General features: G+C 59.4%; 17 protein-coding genes. 7 read left to right on the forward strand and 10 right to left on the reverse strand.

Translation table 11 applies throughout. The features are described from left to right. Positions 1–5: 5 nt before the first annotated feature. A complete protein-coding gene (locus AC07V4_RS09275) occupies positions 6–1,205 on the forward strand; it encodes an MFS transporter (RefSeq protein WP_492635860.1) in 1,200 nt (399 codons plus the stop codon). Here the strand turns inward: AC07V4_RS09275 and AC07V4_RS09280 are convergent. Next, positions 1,117–2,559, reverse strand: coding sequence for an NCS1 family nucleobase:cation symporter-1 (locus tag AC07V4_RS09280; RefSeq protein ID WP_492635859.1), 1,443 nt, complete (start codon positions 2,557–2,559; stop codon positions 1,117–1,119). The genes AC07V4_RS09275 and AC07V4_RS09280 overlap by 89 nt on opposite strands. 279 nt (positions 2,560–2,838) lie before the next feature. Continuing rightward, positions 2,839–3,675: a CvfB family protein gene (locus tag AC07V4_RS09285; protein WP_017134857.1), complete on the reverse strand. Its 837-nt coding sequence runs from the start codon at positions 3,673–3,675 to the stop codon at positions 2,839–2,841. Between the two features lie 322 nt (positions 3,676–3,997). Here AC07V4_RS09285 and AC07V4_RS09290 point away from each other — a divergent pair, with 322 nt between their 5' ends. Beyond that, positions 3,998–4,177, forward strand: coding sequence for a PFL_1563 family small protein (locus AC07V4_RS09290; protein WP_003193095.1), 180 nt, complete (start codon positions 3,998–4,000; stop codon positions 4,175–4,177). Between the two features lie 197 nt (positions 4,178–4,374). Then, the gene (locus AC07V4_RS09295; RefSeq protein WP_431750834.1) at positions 4,375–5,097 is read left to right on the forward strand and encodes a TorF family putative porin; all 723 of its coding nucleotides are present in this window, start codon (positions 4,375–4,377) and stop codon (positions 5,095–5,097) included. Positions 5,098–5,115: 18 nt separating this feature from the next. Here AC07V4_RS09295 and copD read toward each other — a convergent pair whose 3' ends face one another. The 5 genes from copD to AC07V4_RS09320 all read right to left on the reverse strand — a co-directional run bounded on the left by copD (position 5,116) and on the right by AC07V4_RS09320 (position 10,453). Continuing rightward, complete coding sequence (gene copD, locus AC07V4_RS09300) at positions 5,116–5,970, reverse strand: copper homeostasis membrane protein CopD (RefSeq protein ID WP_492635858.1); 855 nt, start codon at positions 5,968–5,970, stop codon at positions 5,116–5,118. Beyond that, the gene (gene copC, locus AC07V4_RS09305; RefSeq protein WP_492635857.1) at positions 5,967–6,353 is read right to left on the reverse strand and encodes a copper homeostasis periplasmic binding protein CopC; all 387 of its coding nucleotides are present in this window, start codon (positions 6,351–6,353) and stop codon (positions 5,967–5,969) included. Before copC ends, copD begins: the two co-directional genes overlap by 4 nt. Positions 6,354–6,403: 50 nt before the next feature. Beyond that, positions 6,404–7,219, reverse strand: a complete 816-nt coding sequence (locus AC07V4_RS09310) for a copper resistance protein B (RefSeq protein ID WP_492635856.1) — start codon at positions 7,217–7,219, stop codon at positions 6,404–6,406. Positions 7,220–7,229: 10 nt separating this feature from the next. Beyond that, positions 7,230–8,936 carry a copper resistance system multicopper oxidase gene (locus tag AC07V4_RS09315; RefSeq protein WP_492635855.1) on the reverse strand — a complete coding sequence of 569 codons (1,707 nt, stop codon included), beginning with the start codon at positions 8,934–8,936 and terminating at the stop codon, positions 7,230–7,232. A gap of 170 nt (positions 8,937–9,106) precedes the next feature. Then, positions 9,107–10,453: a DEAD/DEAH box helicase gene (locus AC07V4_RS09320; RefSeq protein ID WP_492635854.1), complete on the reverse strand. Its 1,347-nt coding sequence runs from the start codon at positions 10,451–10,453 to the stop codon at positions 9,107–9,109. Between the two features lie 193 nt (positions 10,454–10,646). On the opposite strand from AC07V4_RS09320, the gene AC07V4_RS09325 reads away from it, so the two are divergent. Continuing rightward, positions 10,647–11,945: a mechanosensitive ion channel family protein gene (locus tag AC07V4_RS09325; protein WP_492635853.1), complete on the forward strand. Its 1,299-nt coding sequence runs from the start codon at positions 10,647–10,649 to the stop codon at positions 11,943–11,945. Positions 11,946–12,052: 107 nt separating this feature from the next. On the opposite strand, the gene AC07V4_RS09330 is transcribed toward AC07V4_RS09325, so the two are convergent. The 3 genes from AC07V4_RS09330 to AC07V4_RS09340 form a co-directional block, all read right to left on the reverse strand. Continuing rightward, positions 12,053–12,919: a carboxylate/amino acid/amine transporter gene (locus AC07V4_RS09330; RefSeq protein ID WP_492635852.1), complete on the reverse strand. Its 867-nt coding sequence runs from the start codon at positions 12,917–12,919 to the stop codon at positions 12,053–12,055. Between the two features lie 203 nt (positions 12,920–13,122). Further along, on the reverse strand, positions 13,123–13,722 hold the full coding sequence (locus AC07V4_RS09335; RefSeq protein ID WP_492635851.1) for an FMN-dependent NADH-azoreductase: 600 nt from the start codon (positions 13,720–13,722) through the stop codon (positions 13,123–13,125). A gap of 150 nt (positions 13,723–13,872) precedes the next feature. Continuing rightward, the gene (locus AC07V4_RS09340; RefSeq protein ID WP_492635850.1) at positions 13,873–14,187 is read right to left on the reverse strand and encodes a 3-phosphoglycerate kinase; all 315 of its coding nucleotides are present in this window, start codon (positions 14,185–14,187) and stop codon (positions 13,873–13,875) included. A 49-nt stretch (positions 14,188–14,236) separates the two neighbouring features. On the opposite strand from AC07V4_RS09340, the gene AC07V4_RS09345 reads away from it, so the two are divergent. From AC07V4_RS09345 to AC07V4_RS09355, 3 genes are read left to right on the forward strand one after another with little or no spacing between them, the layout of a single operon-like run. Beyond that, complete coding sequence (locus AC07V4_RS09345; RefSeq protein ID WP_431749914.1) at positions 14,237–15,160, forward strand: PA3225 family LysR-type transcriptional regulator; 924 nt, start codon at positions 14,237–14,239, stop codon at positions 15,158–15,160. A gap of 14 nt (positions 15,161–15,174) precedes the next feature. Beyond that, positions 15,175–15,978, forward strand: a complete 804-nt coding sequence (locus AC07V4_RS09350; RefSeq protein WP_492635849.1) for an alpha/beta fold hydrolase — start codon at positions 15,175–15,177, stop codon at positions 15,976–15,978. Positions 15,979–15,981: 3 nt separating this feature from the next. After that, positions 15,982–16,545 carry a peptidylprolyl isomerase gene (locus tag AC07V4_RS09355; protein ID WP_492635848.1) on the forward strand — a complete coding sequence of 188 codons (564 nt, stop codon included), beginning with the start codon at positions 15,982–15,984 and terminating at the stop codon, positions 16,543–16,545. Positions 16,546–16,574: the final 29 nt, after the last annotated feature.

Consider the following 16,574-nt stretch of genomic DNA (forward strand, 5'->3'; position numbering starts at 1 on the left):
TGAACATGTCCCCCCTGATTCGTTTACTCGCCAGCTTTATCGCCTTGATGATGGCCATGGGCATTGGCCGTTTTGCCTTAACACCGCAGATGCCCCATCTGCTCAGTGAAGGGCAGATCGACTTGACCGGCGCGGGCCTGATCGCGGCGGCCAATTACCTGGGCTATTTCGTCGGCGCTGTGGATTCGATCTTCGCCCGCAGCCATCACCATGTGCGCGCAAGGATGTACGGCGGGTTGTGGCTTTGCGTGCTGTTGACCCTGGCATCGTATTGGGCCCAGGGTTTCTGGCCGCATCTGTTACTGCGCTTCGGCACCGGTGTTGCCAGTGCCTGGGCGTTGGTGATGATCGCGAGTTTAAGCCAGCCCTTGGCGATTGCCGTTGGGCGCCCGCGCCTGGGGGCCTTGGTGTTTGCCGGCCCTGGGCTGGGCATTCTGCTGACCGGGCTGCTGGCACTGGGCTCGAACTTGCTGGGGCAAAGCTCCGCAACGCTGTGGTTGGTGTATGGCGTGGTGGCGCTGGTGATGTTGCTGGCCATCCTGCCGTTCCTACCACAACCGACCACCCCGGTGCCCCACGCCCACCACGCGGGCAGCAACGGTAGCATCACGCACCTGTGCTGGATTTATTTCCTGTATGGCCTGGGCTACATCATTCCGGCGACCTTTCTGTCGCAAATGGCCAGCGTTCAGTTCAAAGGTGACTGGCAGGCCGATCTATTCTGGCCATGCTTTGGACTGGCAGCTGCATTGGGCGTGGTGGTGGCAAGCCTACGCCGTAAAGACCCGCAGACCACCCGCCGCTGGCTGATGAGCACCTTGTGGCTTCAAGCAGCCGGGGTGTTCGCCTGCTTGTTGGGCAATGGCTGGGGCCTGGCATTGGGCGTATTGCTCTGCGGCGCCCCCTTCCTGGCCTGCATGCAGTTGGTCATGGCACGCCTACGGGAAGTCGCACCCCACGGCTACCAGCGCAACACCGGGCTGCTAACCGCCAGCTTTGCCATCGGACAATTATGTGGGCCACTACTGGCGTCGGTGAGCAGCCATTTGAGCGGCGGCCTGCAGCCGGCCTTGATCATTGCCGGCGGCGGCATGGTGTTGGCGGGCGCCGTATTGATCAGCCGGCAACCAGCGGTGCCGGCAAGCGAACCTGCTCTCGACGAGCGAGCACCAGGAAAAACAGCCCTCCCAGGAAGCACCCGGTAAACCAGGCAAAGTTGGCCATGCCCTGCAGCGCCGGGGTGAAGGTGATCGCGACCCCCACCAGCGTCGCGGGCACCAGGGCCTTGACCGCGGTCCAATTCACGCCACCGTCGAAGTAGTAACGCCCCCTCGGGCTGTCATCGAACAACGCGTCCACGTCGATTTTCTGCTTTTTGATCAGATAGAAGTCCACCAGCAGAATGCCGAACAAAGGGCCAATGAACGCCGCAAGAACGTCCAGGGTGTAGTGGATCATCAACGGGTTATTGAACAGGTTCCAAGGGGTGATGAAGATCGATGCCACGGCAGCGATCATCCCACCGGCCCGCCAGCTGATTTTGCTTGGCGCGACATTGGCAAAATCAAACGCTGGCGATACGAAGTTGGCAACGATATTGATGCCGATGGTTGCGGTGACGAAGGCAAAGGCGCCGAGCAGCACCGCCATGCTGTTGTCGATGCGCGAGACGGTGGCGATGGGGTCGTGGAGCATCTCGCCAAACACTGGCAAGGTGCCCGAAACGATCACCACGGTGACCAGGGAGAACGCCAGGAAATTTACCGGCAGCCCCCAGAAATTGCCGCGTCGTACGTCGTGCATGCTGCGGCAGTAGCGGCTGAAATCACCAAAATTCAGCGTAGGTCCGGAGAAGTACGACACCACCAGCGCGGTCGCCACAATCACCTGGCCAAAAGCTTGCCAACCCGACAGGGATTTTTCCGCCAGGGTGAAGCTGACATTTGCCCAGCCGGCCTTCCATACGATCCAACCGGCCAAAGCAAACATCACCGCATACACCACTGGCCCCGCCCAATCGATGAAACGACGAATGGACTCCATACCGGCCCAGAACACTGCCGCCTGCAACACCCACAAGCTTAGGAAGCCAAACCACCCCAAGTAAGACAAACCGGCGAAATGTGGCTCGGCATAAACCGCCATCTGTGGGAAGAAGCGCAGCACCACAATAATCAGCGCGCTGGACGCCAGGTACGTCTGAATCCCGTACCACGCCACGGCGATCAAGCCGCGAATCACCGCCGGAATATTCGCCCCAAACACACCGAAGGCCAGCCGACAGATCACCGGATAGGGCACGGCAGCTTGCTGGCTGGGTTTGGCCACCAGGTTGGCGATCAACTGCACAATGCAAATACCAGCAAGCAACGCGATCAATACCTGCCAACTCGCCAGGCCGAGGGCGAACAGACTGGCGGCGAACACATAGCCACCGACGCTGTGCACATCGCTCATCCAGAAGGCGAAGATGTTGTACCAGGTCCATTTTTGCGGCAGCGGTCCCAGATCCTGGTTGTACAGGCGCGGGCTGTAGCCTTTGGGCAATTGTTCGGTCATCGCTTGGCTCCTCGAGATACCTGCATGCGCTGCCGTTGCGGTGTGCATACGGTAGGCGGCATGGTTTGTATACGAGGCATTCAGCAGAATGCGTGCCAATGGCACACAATCCCCTTGTATCGGCGCTCCAAAGGAATTCAAAGGGTTCTATAGGTGGGGACGATGCTCAGCAACGGTGCAGATAAATCCTGTACACAATCAGTGTTGCACCCGATGTGCACACAGGTAGCCTGCTCTTCTGTGAACCCCAGTGGGAGCCTACAGAAGAGCAGACCGGGCTCAGCTCAGTTCAATGCGATCCGCATGAATCACAATCTGTCCCTGCTTGTAGAGCGCACCAATGGCCTTCTTGAAGTTGCCCTTGCTCACACCGAACAAGTTGCTAATCACCGCGGGGTCGCTCTTGTCGCTGACCGGCAAGGTGCCATTGTTTTCGCGCAACTTGGCGAGGATCTTCGAGTTGAGGCTGGAAGCCGCTTCCTGGCCGACCGGCTGCAGGCTCAGGCTGATGTTTCCATCGGCGCGGATCTCCTTGATAAAGCCTTTTTCTTCCTTGCCCGGACGCAAGAACTTGAACACTTCGTTCTTGTGGATCAAGCCCCAGTGCTTGTTGTTGATGATCGCCTTGAAGCCCATGTCCGTGGCTTCGGCCACCAGCAAGTCGACTTCCTGGCCCACCTGGTAGTTGGCAGGGGTTTTGTCCAGGTAACGGTCCAGGCGTGCGGTGGCGGTGATGCGCTTGGTGTGCTTGTCGAGATAGACGTGCACCACGCAATACTCGCCGGCGGTCAACTGGCGCTTTTCTTCCGAATACGGCAGCAACAGGTCCTTGGGCAAACCCCAATCGAGGAATACACCGATACTGTTGACTTCCACGACTTTCAAACTGGCAAATTCGCCTACTTGAACTTTGGGCTTTTCAGTCGTGGCAATAAGTTTGTCATCGCTGTCCAGATAAATGAAAACGTTAAGCCAATCTTCATCTTCACTGGGAATATCTTTGGGGATATACCGATTGGGCAAGAGGATTTCACCATCTTGCGCACCATCCAGGTACAAACCAAAGTTAGTGTGTTTAACCACTTGCAAGCTGTTGTAGCGCCCGACTAAAGCCATTTCCAAATACCCTCGTTACGTGGGCGGCATTCTACCCGAGTTGGGCTCGATACGCGCGTACGCGTGCGAAGTCGCGGGCTGGCGTGGCTTTCTGCTGACGGCGCTCCGCTCGTCTGATCGATCGCCTGAATTTTTCCTGGGTGTGCCCCACCGTATACCCCGTGGTTTCGAGTTAAAACAGTAAGTTAGAGGATTATTCCAAAGATAAACTTCGGCTATTTCCCGTTGCACCCGTTATTCCCGGGGGATATTTACCAGCAATTGTCAAGTATTTCCTGTACGATGCTTGGCCAAGTTAATTTTCTACAGGTTAGTGGCCGCCATGCGCGTAAAAGCATCCAACAGCAAAGCAAAGCCAGCTCCCGCCGTTGAAACCAGCGAATCGATCAACAGCCAGATTGCTGCTTTCCTCAAGTCCGGTGGTGAAATCCAGCAAATTGCCAAGGGCGTGAGCGGCCAGACTTTCGGCCCGTCCAAGCAGATCAGCCTGGGCAAAAAGTAATACCTGCGCAGTACACCTGGTCCCTAAGCGTCTTGCCTTCAAGGCGCTAGGACTAGAGCCGCAATACCCTCTCTTATCTATACCAATCGACGAACGGGGCTCACCGCCCGGCATTCGCCGGTATGCTTGCACACGTCTAGCACGGGCATCTGCCCGACATACCCGTTACTGCTCCTCGCTTTCTCATGGAGTGAAGCATGCTCAAACCCTGCATTTTCCTGATCGGCGCCCTGTTGGCGAGCCCCCTGGCCGAAGCGCAGATTTTCCAGCGCGAACTGGGCGACTTCGATCTGAAATTGGGCACGACGCCCAGCCGCAGCATGGCCCAAGGGCTGGTAAAACCCACATCGCCGGGCAGCGACTCGTTTCACGGCGGCCTGGACCTGAGCCATGACAGCGGCCTGTATTTCGGCCAGTTCGCTCCCAGCATGGGCTTGGCTTCGGCCAATAACCTCGAAGTCGATTCTTACCTGGGCTTCAAGCGCCCCTTCGACCAGACCTTGGGCTACGAAGTCGGGTTGATCCACTACAGCTACCCCAAGCTCAGCCCCCTCGACAGCCAGGAGTTCTACGGCGGCCTCAACCTGTTGGGCAACCGCTTCGGCGTCTCCTTCAGCAACGATCCGGATCGCCAGGACAGCACATTGTTCGCCGACCTCGGTGGCACACAACCCTTCGGCATCGGCGTGAGCATGAAATACACCACCCATCAGTTGGGCAGCCCGGTCTCGGTGGATGGCGGCTCCATCAGCAGTTTCAGCGATTGGTCGGTACAGTTTTCCCGCGCATGGAAAGGCATTGACCTCGACCTGATCTACAGCGGCTCCAGCCTCAGCGGCACCGACTGCTCAGCCTACTCTGGACACAATTCTCAATGCGACGGCCTGTTGACCTTGAAGGCTGTACGGTCGTTTTATTGAGGCGCTTAAATGCCTGTCCTAATTCGGCGCCAACGTCCCCAGCCAAGCCACCAGTGCCAGGATCAGCACCGCCGCCGCAAACTCCAGGACGATGCTGCGGCGCAACGCTTTACGCGCCGCTCCATGCTCGCCCTGCGCCATAGAACGCTGCAGCAACGGCGTCAGATGGGAGCGATTGAGTGCCGCCAGCCCCAACATCAGGCCGAACAATCCCAGCTTGAAGCACAATAGGATCGCGTAAAGGCCAGTCGTGATGCCATCCAGGTTCGGCCCTACCACAAACAGATAATTCGCCACGCCCGTGCCGATCAACACCGCGACGAATACCGCGCCCACACGCTCAAAGCCCGCCAAGGTGTGTGCCAATACCTGCACCGCCTGCAAAGACGTGCTCATCAGCAACAAGCCAAACGCCGCCAATGCCCCGAGCCACCCCGCCGCTGCCAACAGGTGTGCACTGTCACTGAGGATATGCCACACCCCAAGTGTGCCCTCATGCATCACTCCATGCCCGGTCCACACCAGCGTCACCAATGCGACGGCCCCGAACAAAGTGGCCAATCGGGTGTTGAGCACCACCCACACCAGCGCAACAATACGTAGCCACCAGCTCCAGCCCAGTTCGGTCTGCCAGAGCATCATCCGCAAATGGGGCCACAACGCTTGCCAATCCTCGGCGCCGCTCATGGCCTGGGTCATGGACAGCAGCGACGCTACCGAAAACAGCACCCCCAGACTCGCCAACACCCGCAGCAACGACTTCAGATTCAACAGCCTGCTATCGGCATAGAGGCCAAACAACCCCAGGCCAAACACCAGCATCAAATCCAGATAAAGGGCGAAGCGCAGAAAAACCTGAACCAGTTCATTCATGGCTGGACGCTGAACACCACATTGCCGAGGATCGGGTGAGTGTCGGACGACACCGCGCGCCAATCAACCCGGTAAGTGCCAACCGCAAGCGCAGCGGCCGGCTTGATCAACATCACCTTGGGATCGCTGCTGGCCGCGACGCTGGCCTTCACCGGCATCGGCGAATTCGGCATGCCGGGCATATCGGTCATGGTCAGCTTGGCGCCGGAAAACTGCGTCAGCAGGTTCTCCGAGAAACGCAGCTCGATCACGGCCGGTGGTGCCCCCTTTGCCCCATCGACCGGGGTGGACGACAACAGCTTCGGATGCGCCGAGGCCGCCAGGCTGGTGATCAATCCCGCCCACAACACAGCGCCCGCCAGGGCGGTTTTCAACATTGACATGCAAGACTCCAGGCCGCTCATGGCGGCGAGTTATAGGAAGAGAAAAAACGTCAGAACCACAGGCGTACACCCATCACCCAGCGCACCTGACTGGTGTCTTCACCTTCATCCCGTGCATATTGCGCGGTCTGGCCATAGCTGCGGTTCCAGGTGACACCCACGTAGGGCGCGAATTCGCGGCGGACTTCGTAGCGCAGCCTCAAGCCCAGCTCACTTTCCGACAGGCCCGAGCCGATGCCGCGCTGCGGATCGTTACGCCCATAGAAATTGAGTTCCGCAGTGGGCTGCAGGATCAGCCGGTTGGTCAGGAGGATGTCGTAGTCGCCTTCCAATCGGGCAGCGGTACGTCCCGCCTCACCGACAAACAACGTGGCTTCAGCTTCAAAGTTGTACAGCGCCATGCCCTGTGTGCCGAACGCTGCCCAGGTCTGGCCATCCCCCGGTTTGAAGTCCTGGCGCACACCGCCCACCAGGTCCCACCACGGGCTGATGGCATGCCCCCACAGCGCCTGCACCTCGGCGTTTTCAGTGCGACCGGCACTGCGCTTGCCCTCACTGCGCAGCCACAGGCGGTCGATATCACCGCCGACCCAGCCCTTGATATCCCAGTTCAGCGCACCCTCACCGTCGCCGCCTTGCCATTCCAACTGGTTGATCAGCAATAGCGAGTTGATAGCACTGTCGTGAACCATGTGACCACCGGGGTCGTTGTACACCGCAGCGCGATCAGCGTCGGTCAAGGCCGGGGTCGGCGTGCGGCTTTCGCTGAGTGCGGGGGACGCCGGGCTCATACCCTGAAACTCATCCGCCAATGCCAGCGGCGTGAGTGCCAACCCAATGAAAGCCAATACAACACGATGGCTCATGCTCGCTTCCTTATTCATGCACGCGCACCTCACGGAACATGCCCATTTCCATGTGGAACAGCAGGTGGCAGTGATAAGCCCAGCGCCCCAGCGCATCGGCGGTTACGCGGTAGCTGCGCCGGGAACCGGGCGGCATATCGACGGTGTGCTTGCGAACCTGGAACTGGCCGTTTTCGTCTTCCAGGTCACTCCAGAGGCCGTGCAGATGAATGGGGTGGCTCATCATGGTGTCGTTGACCAGCACCAGCCGAACCCGTTCGCCATAGGTCAGTTGCAAAGGCTCTGCATCGGAAAACTTCACGCCATTGAATGACCAGGCGAACTTCTCCATATGCCCGGTGAGGTGCAGCTCGATGGTGCGGCTGGGATCGCGGCCGTCGGGATCTTCGAAGGTGCTGCGCAGGTCAGCGTAAGTCAGCACACGCCGGCCATTGTTGCGCAGGCCGATGCCGGGGTCGTCGAGCTTGGGCACCGGATTCATGGCTTGCATATCCACCAGCGGGTTGTCCTGCTCGCTGGCGGGATGAGCCTGCATCGACATGGCGCTGTGATCCATGCCTTCCATACCCGGCATGTCCGCCATGGCACCGTGATCCATACCACCCATGCCCATATCGTTCATGGTGATCCAGGGGCGCGGGTCCAGCTCTGGCACCGGAGCCACCGCCCCAGCCTCACAGGCGAGAGTGCCACGGGCGTAACCACTGCGATCCATCGACTGGGCGAACAGCGTATAAGCCGCTGCCGTCGGCTCGACCAGTACGTCAAAAGTCTCCGCCACCGCGATGCGGAACTCATCGACGCTCACCGGCTGCACGGGCTGGCCGTCAGCAGCGATCACGGTCATCTTCAGCCCCGGGATACGCACATCGAAATAGCTCATCGCCGAGCCATTGATAAAGCGCAACCGAATCGTTTCGCCCGCCTGAAACACCCCGGTCCAATTGCGACCGGGAGGCTGGCCGTTGAGCAGATAGGTGTAGGTCTCGCCGCTGACATCGGCCAGGTCCGTAGGGTTCATCTTCATCTGTGCCCACATCAGGCGGTCGGCAACCGTGGCCGACCAGCCTTGCTTGCCCACATCCCGTACAAAATCGCCCACAGTCGGCTTATGCAGGTTGTAGTAGTCCGACTGTTTCTTGAGGGTCTTCATCAGCGCGACGGGGTCTTCATCGGTCCAGTCCGACAGCATCACCACGTAATCGCGCTGGTAACTGAACGACTCGGGCTCCTTCGGATCGATCACCAGCGGGCCATATACGCCCTGCTGTTCCTGGAAGCCGGAATGGCTGTGGTACCAGTAGGTGCCGTGCTGCTTGACCTTGAACTGGTAGACAAACACGCCTCCCGGCTCGATGCCCTGGAAGCTCAGGCCAGGCACACCGTCCATGTTCGACGGCAGGAGGATGCCGTGCCAGTGGATCGAGGTAGGTTCGGCCAGGCGGTTTTTCACGCGCAAGGTCACGGTGTCACCTTCGCGCCAGCGCAACAGCGGGCCAGGCAGGCTGCCATTGATGGTCAGCGCGGTACGCTGGCGGCCTGTGAGGTTGACCGGGGACTGATCGATGAACAGATCAAATTCGTTTCCCGCGAGTACCGTGGGCTGACCGGGACTGGTCAAGGCCCAGACCGGGCTGCGCCAGAGCCCGAGCCCGCCCAGCAAGCCGCCGGCGGCCAGGCCTTTGACGAAAGTTCGTCGGGTGGTTTTGGAGTGCATGCCGATTCAATTCCATGAGTTGAATGGCAGCAGATTAGGGGCGACCGGCTGTCAGCCACCTTAGCGGCAGATTACCGATCTGACAGTTTCGCCCGGCTGACGAGTTACAAAACCCACAGCCATAAAAAAAAACCGGACAATCGTCCGGTTTTTTTCAATTCACCCCTGCCTTACTCGGCAGCCGGCGCCTCTGGTTTACGACGCTTGAGCGGGGCCATGCCGTCCTTGCTGACGAGCGACAGGTTGTCGGTCTTCGGACGGTTGGCGATCTTGCGCTTGGTTGGCGACTTGGCGCCGGTTTTCTTTTTGTCGCCCTTGGCGTCGGTCTTTTTCTTCTTCACGCCAACGGCCTTGCCCGACGCCTTGACCTTCTTCGGCCCGGTGTAGGTGCCTTTGACTTCCTTGATGGTGCGGCGCTCGAACGACTGCTTGAGGTAGCGCTCGATGCTCGACATCAGGTTCCAGTCACCGTGGCAGATCAGCGAGATGGCCAGGCCATCGTTGCCGGCACGCCCGGTACGGCCGATACGGTGTACGTATTCGTCGCCGCTGCGCGGCATGTCGAAGTTGATCACCAGGTCCAGGCCATCCACGTCCAAGCCACGGGCGGCAACGTCGGTGGCGACCAGGATCTTCACACCACCGGCCTTCAGGCGATCGATGGCCAGCTTACGGTCCTTCTGGTCTTTTTCACCGTGCAGCACGAACGCCTTGTATTCCTGAGCCACCAGGCGACCGTAGATGCGGTCGGCAGCAGCGCGGGTGTTGGTGAACACGATGGCCTTCTGATAGGTCTCGTTGGCCAACAGCCAGTTAAGGATCTGCTCTTTGTGCACGTTGTGGTCGGCGGTGACGATCTGCTGACGCGTGGTCTCGTTCAGGTCGCTGACGTTGTTGACCTGCAAGTGCTCAGGGTTGTTCAGCACCTTGGCGACCATGTCACGCAGGGTCGAGCCGCCGGTGGTGGCGGAGAACAGCATGGTCTGCTGGCGGTTGACGCACTCGCCGACCAAGCGCTGCACGTCATCGGCAAAGCCCATGTCGAGCATACGATCGGCTTCGTCGAGCACCAGCACTTCGACTTCCTTGAGGTCAAGGTTGCCAGCGTTGAGCTGCTCGATCATGCGACCCGGGGTGCCGATCAGGATGTCCGGCACTTTGCGCAGCATGGCGGCCTGGACCTTGAAGTCTTCGCCGCCGGTAATGATGCCGGACTTGATGAAGGTGAACTGGGAGAAACGCTCCACTTCCTTCAAGGTCTGCTGGGCCAGCTCGCGGGTCGGCAGCAGGATCAGGGTCTTGATGCTGACGCGCACCTTGGCCGGGCCGATCAGGCGGTTCAGAACAGGCAGGACGAAAGCCGCGGTCTTGCCACTACCGGTTTGAGCTGTCACCCGCAGGTCACGCCCTTCGAGCGCGAGCGGGATGGCCGCTGCTTGCACAGGCGTAGGCTCGACAAATTTAAGCTCGGCCACGGCTTTGAGCAGGCGTTCGTGCAGGGCGAATTGGGAAAACACGGGTGCTACCTCGAAGAAATACAAAATATCAGCTGCATAGGGTAACGGTTTCGGGCGTCCAAACCGAGTTTCTTTACGCGAACGGTGCTAATCAGTTGCTTTTTTGTTAGAGCTTTTGTCGGTAAAGCCAACTTTGCCGCACTTAAATGCTCTAATCGGCCCCATCTTGCATTTAGAGGAATCGGTTTCACCCATGGATATCAAACAGCTTTGGCGCAACGTCCAAGACCTCTGGGGCGCCCTCGACGAACATCCGATGCTGCATGCCGGCCTGGGTCTGCTGGTGCTGCTGGTGGTGGCCTTGCTGGTCGGGCGGGTCGCGCGCTACCTCATCCTGCACGCAGTCAAATTGCTCGGCCGACAGCCCGCGCTGCATTGGCTCAATGATTTTCGCCATAACAAAGTCTTCCACCGCCTGGCGCAAATGACGCCATCGCTGGTGGTCCAGTTCGGCCTGTACCTGGTGCCGGACCTGAGCAAGACCGCCACCCTGTTCATCGGCAACGTGGCGCTGGCGTTCACCATCCTGTTCATGACCCTGGCCGTGAGCGCCCTGCTCAACGCCCTGCTGGATATCTACGCCCGCACCGAACATGCGCGCACCCGCTCGATCAAGGGTTATGTACAACTGGCGAAGATGGTGCTGTTCGTGTTTGCCGCAATCATCATCGTCGCCACCCTGATCGACCGTTCGCCGCTGTTGCTGCTGTCAGGCCTTGGCGCCATGTCGGCGGTGATTCTGTTGGTGTACAAGGACACCCTGCTGTCGTTCGTTGCCAGTGTGCAGTTGACCAGCAACGACATGCTGCGGGTCGGCGACTGGATCGAAATGCCTCAAGTGGGTGCCGATGGCGATGTAGTGGATATCACCTTGCACACGGTCAAGGTGCAGAACTTCGACAAGACCATCGTCTCCATCCCGACCTGGCGCTTGATGTCCGAATCGTTCAAGAACTGGCGCGGCATGCAAGCGTCCGGCGGGCGCCGCATCAAGCGCAGCCTGTATATCGACGCCAGCGGCGTGCGTTTCCTGCGCGACGACGAAGAAGTGCGCATGACCCAAGTGCACCTGCTCACCGACTACATCAGTCGCAAACAGGCCGAGCTCAAAGCCTGGAACGAAGCCCAGGGCCACAGCGCACAACTGTCGGCCAACCGCCGCCGCATGACCAACCTCGGCACTTTCCGTGCCTATGCCCTGGCCTATCTGAAAAGCCACCCGGACATCCAGCCGAACATGACCTGCATGGTGCGCCAGATGCAAACCACTGCCCAGGGCGTGCCGCTGGAGATCTACTGCTTCACCCGCACCACCGCGTGGGCAGATTACGAGCGTATCCAGGGTGACATCTTCGATTACTTGCTGGCGGTGCTGCCAGAGTTTGGCTTGAGCCTGTATCAGCAGCCGAGCGGCAATGATCTGCGTGCAGGTGTGTTGCCTGCGTTATTAGGCGCCAGTCATTTGCCGCCCCTGGAAAACAAATCTGCCTGAGGCCGCCAACCCACCGTGGGAGCGGGCTTGCCCGCGATAGCGGAGTGTCAGCTACAGATTATTCACTGGCCCATCGCGATCGCGGGCAAGCCCGCTCCCACAAAGGTTCAGGGGTGGGCCGGTTCCTTGCGCACGCCCAACCGACTGATCCACACCGCCGCCAAAATCACCAACCCACCCAGGGCCAGTCGGCCCAGCGGCTCGTGCTGGTTCCAGATCAGCAAGTTCAGCAACAGCCCAACCGGCACATGCAGGTTATTCACCACAGCGAGCGTGCCGCCATTGACCAGGCAGGCGCCCTTGTTCCACCAGTACATGCCCAGCGCGGTACTGACCAGTCCGAGAAACAGCAACACGCCCCATTGCAGCGGTGCTTCGGGCAGGAAGTTGGCCTTGCCGAACAACAGGAACGCCGGCAGCACCACCAGTAACGCCCCCAGATAGAAATAGCCGAAGCGTCGGTAATGGGGTTGATCACTCGGGTAGCGCGCCACCAGATGTTTGTACATCACCTGCCCGGCGGCATAGGTGAAGTTAGCCAGTTGCAGCAGCAAGAAACCCATGAAGAAGTTCGGCGTGATCTGATCGAAGCGGATCACCGCAGCCCCGCCCACCGCCACCAGTGCAGCGATCAGCGCCCAAGGGTTGAAACGGCGGTTGAGGGCGTCTTCGATCAGGGTCACGTGCAATGGCGTGAGGATGGTGAACAGCAGCACTTCCGGCACCGTGAGCACGCGAAAGCTCAGGTACAAGCACACGTACGTCACGCCGAACTGCAGAGCGCCGATCACCAGCAGGCGGCGCATGAACGCAGGTTCCACGGAACGCCAGCGGGTCAGCGGGATAAATACCAGCCCAGCCAGCAGCACACGCACCAGCACCGCGAAATAGCTGTCGACGTGACCGGCGAGGTATTCGCCGATCAAGCTGAAGGAAAAAGCCTGAATCAGGGTGACAACCAGTAGATAGCCCATGCGCGCCTCGTTTCGAATGGGCGGGACATTAAAGGTTTTCGGCGTTTCACGAAACTCGGGGCAAAAAAAACCCGACCTCGCTAAAGCGTCAGTCGGGCAGGAGCACTCAGGAGCTACAAGTGCAAAGGGAGGTTCGATACGCGTACTTGAAGGGTTTGCGTGGGGCTAGATAAACACCACGCGATTATCTGACGATTAAAGGATCACGCGACCTGTGCCAGCAACGCCTTGGCGTGGTTGATGCCCTTCTCTTGGAAGTCACTGCTCAGGTTCACCCCTTCAGCATGAATGAACGTCACGTCGTGAATCCCGATGAACGCCATGACCTGGCGCAGGTACGGTTCCTGATGATCAGACGTCGCACCCGTATGAATGCCGCCGCGAGCGGTGAGCACGATCGCACGCTTGCCAATCAACAAACCCTGAGAGCCGGTGGCGGTGTACTTGAAGGTGACACCGGCGCGCAACACGTGGTCCAGCCAGGCTTTGAGGGTGCTGGGAATGGCGAAGTTGTACATCGGTGCAGCCATCACCAACACGTCGGCGGCGAGCAATTCGTCGGTCAATTCGTTGGAGCGGTCCAGGGACGCCTGTTCAACGCCGCTGCGTTGCTCGGTCGGTTTCATCCAACCGCCGAGCAGGTTGGCGTCAAGATGCGGAACCGGATTCAGCCCAACGTCTCGCACGGTGATCTGATCCGCTGGATGGGCGGCCCGCCATTGGCTGATGAACTGCTGGGTCAGTTGGCGGGAGATCGAATTCTGCTGGCGAGCGCTGCTTTCGATGATCAGAACGTTGGACATGGCTTTGTAGGCTCCATCTGTACTTGCTGTAAGTCGATGGAGAAAGATTAACCAGGGCTCATTCGATAAAAAAGCGCAAAAAACTGCTATAACCCATCTAGAAATTTGTTGATAAGCGGAGTATTGCTAAGCACATGCTCCGCTGCCGCATCATTTAGGAGCACAAGCCAGGGCAATACGCATTTTGATAATGGCGCGGTTGAACTTGACCGTCGTGTTGGTGCTTTTACCCGCCGGTACCGACACCGTACGACGACGCGGGGATTCCGGGCCATTGGTAAAGGTTACCGAACAGACAGCGTCATTGGCGCCGTAGTTATTCAACTGGATCGAGCTGATGTCGCCGTCCACGTCGGACGCGGTGTAATCAATGCTCACACCGTCGATCTTCTTGGTCACATCGATCGGGTAGGCAAACGCGCTCATCGGCAGCAGCGCCAGCAACACACAACAGAATTTTCTCATTCGGCAGTCTCCAATAAGGACCGCCAGCTTAGGACAAGAGGAGCTCATCTTGAAAGCGCCCCGCGTTACCCTCGATCAATGGCGCACGCTGCAAGCTGTGGTTGACCATGGCGGCTTCGCCCAGGCAGCAGAAGCGCTGCACCGTTCGCAATCCTCGGTGAGCTACACCGTGGCACGCATGCAAGACCAACTCGGGGTGCCCTTGCTGCGCATCGACGGGCGCAAGGCGGTGCTCACCGACGCCGGTGAAGTGCTGTTACGCCGCTCCCGGCAGTTGGTGAAGAACGCCAGCCAGCTGGAAGACCTCGCCCACCATATGGAACAGGGCTGGGAAGCTGAAGTGCGGTTGGTGGTGGACGCGGCCTACCCGAATGCGCGGCTGGTACGTGCCCTCACCGCGTTCATGCCGCAAAGCCGAGGCTGCCGCGTGCGCTTGCGCGAGGAGGTGCTGTCCGGCGTGGAAGAGTTGCTGATCGATGGCATGGCCGACCTGGCCATCTGCGGGTTCATCATCCCGGGTTACCTGGGCACGGAAATGAGCGACGTGGAATTCATCGCCGTGGCCCATCCCGACCACTCGCTGCACCGCCTGAACCGCGAGCTGAGTTTCCACGACCTGGAGAGCCAAATGCAGGTGGTGATCCGCGATTCCGGGCGTCAACAGCCACGGGACGTCGGCTGGCTCGGTGCCGAACAACGCTGGACAGTCGGCAGTCTGCCCACTGCCGCCACGTTCGTCAGCAGCGGCCTGGGCTTTGCCTGGCTGCCCCGGCACCTGATCGAGCGGGAACTCAAGGAAGGCCTGCTCAAGCAGCTACCCTTGGAAAAAGGCGGCAGCCGCAACCCGACGTTCTACCTGTACTCGAATAAGGACAAACCCCTGGGGCCGGCCACGCAGATCCTCGTGGAACTGCTGCGCACCTTTGACACGGCGCCCCTGGACGCGCCTTTCGCCGCCCCACGACAAGCCTGAAACGGAGTTCACCCATGGCCTGGTTCGATCACGAAGGCTGCAGCCTGCACTACGAGGAATATGGGCACGGCGCTCCGCTGATCCTGATCCATGGCCTTGGCTCCAGCAGCCAGGATTGGGAGTTGCAGATTCCGGTACTGGCCAAACATTACCGCCTGATCGTGGTGGACGTGCGTGGTCATGGGCGCTCGGACAAACCCCGTGAGCGCTACAGCATTCCTGGCTTCACCTTCGACCTGATCGCCCTGATCGAACACCTGAACCTGCCACCCGCCCATGTGGTGGGCCTGTCCATGGGTGGCATGATCGCCTTCCAGTTGGCGGTGGACGAGCCCGGCCTGGTCAAGAGCCTGTGCATCGTCAACAGCGCGCCCGAGGTCAAGGTGCGCAGTGCCGATGATTACTGGCAGTGGGCCAAGCGCTGGAGCCTGGCACGCCTGCTCAGCCTGGCCACCATTGGCAAAGCCCTCGGTGACCGGCTATTCCCCAAACCGCACCAGGCAGACCTGCGACACAAGATGGCCGAACGCTGGGCAAAAAACGACAAACGTGCTTATCTCGCCAGCTTCGACGCAATTGTAGGTTGGGGCGTACAGGAACAACTTTCCAGGATTCCCTGTCCAACCCTGGTCATCAGCGCCGACCACGACTACACCCCCGTGGCGCAGAAAGAAAACTATGTAAAACTGCTGCCCAATGCGCGGCTGGTGGTGATCAAGGATTCCCGCCATGCCACGCCCTTGGATCAACCCGAAGTCTTTAATGCCACCTTGCTCGATTTTCTAAAGACAGTCGAAACCACTACCCAGGATCACTGACCCATGCTGAAAAAAATCGCCTTCTTTACCGGTTCCGTTCTGTTCGCTGCCAACCTGATGGCCGCCGAACCCGCCAAGGCGCCTCACGTACTGATCGATACCACCAACGGCCAGATCGAAATCGAACTGGACCCGGTCAAGGCACCAATCAGCACCAAGAACTTCCTGGCCTATGTCGATAAGGGCTTCTACACCAACACGATTTTTCACCGTGTGATCCCGGGCTTCATGGTCCAGGGCGGCGGTTTCACCGCGCAGATGTCGCAAAAGCCGACCGAAGCGCCGATCAAGAACGAAGCCAGCAATGGCTTGCATAACGTACGTGGCACTTTGTCCATGGCTCGCACCAATGACCCGAACTCGGCCACCAGCCAATTCTTCATCAACGTGGCTGACAATGCGTTCCTCGACCCGGGCCGTGACGCCGGTTACGCGGTGTTCGCCAAGGTCGTCAAGGGCATGGACGTCGTCGACATCATCGTCAACTCCCAGACCACCACCAAACAAGGCATGCAGAATGTGCCAATCGACCCTGTTGTGATCAAGTCGGCCAAGCGCATCGACTGAGGTCTGCAGGCAGCTCCGCGCGTGGCCTA

The organism is Pseudomonas sp. GW821-FHT03A09 (genome assembly GCF_059421065.1).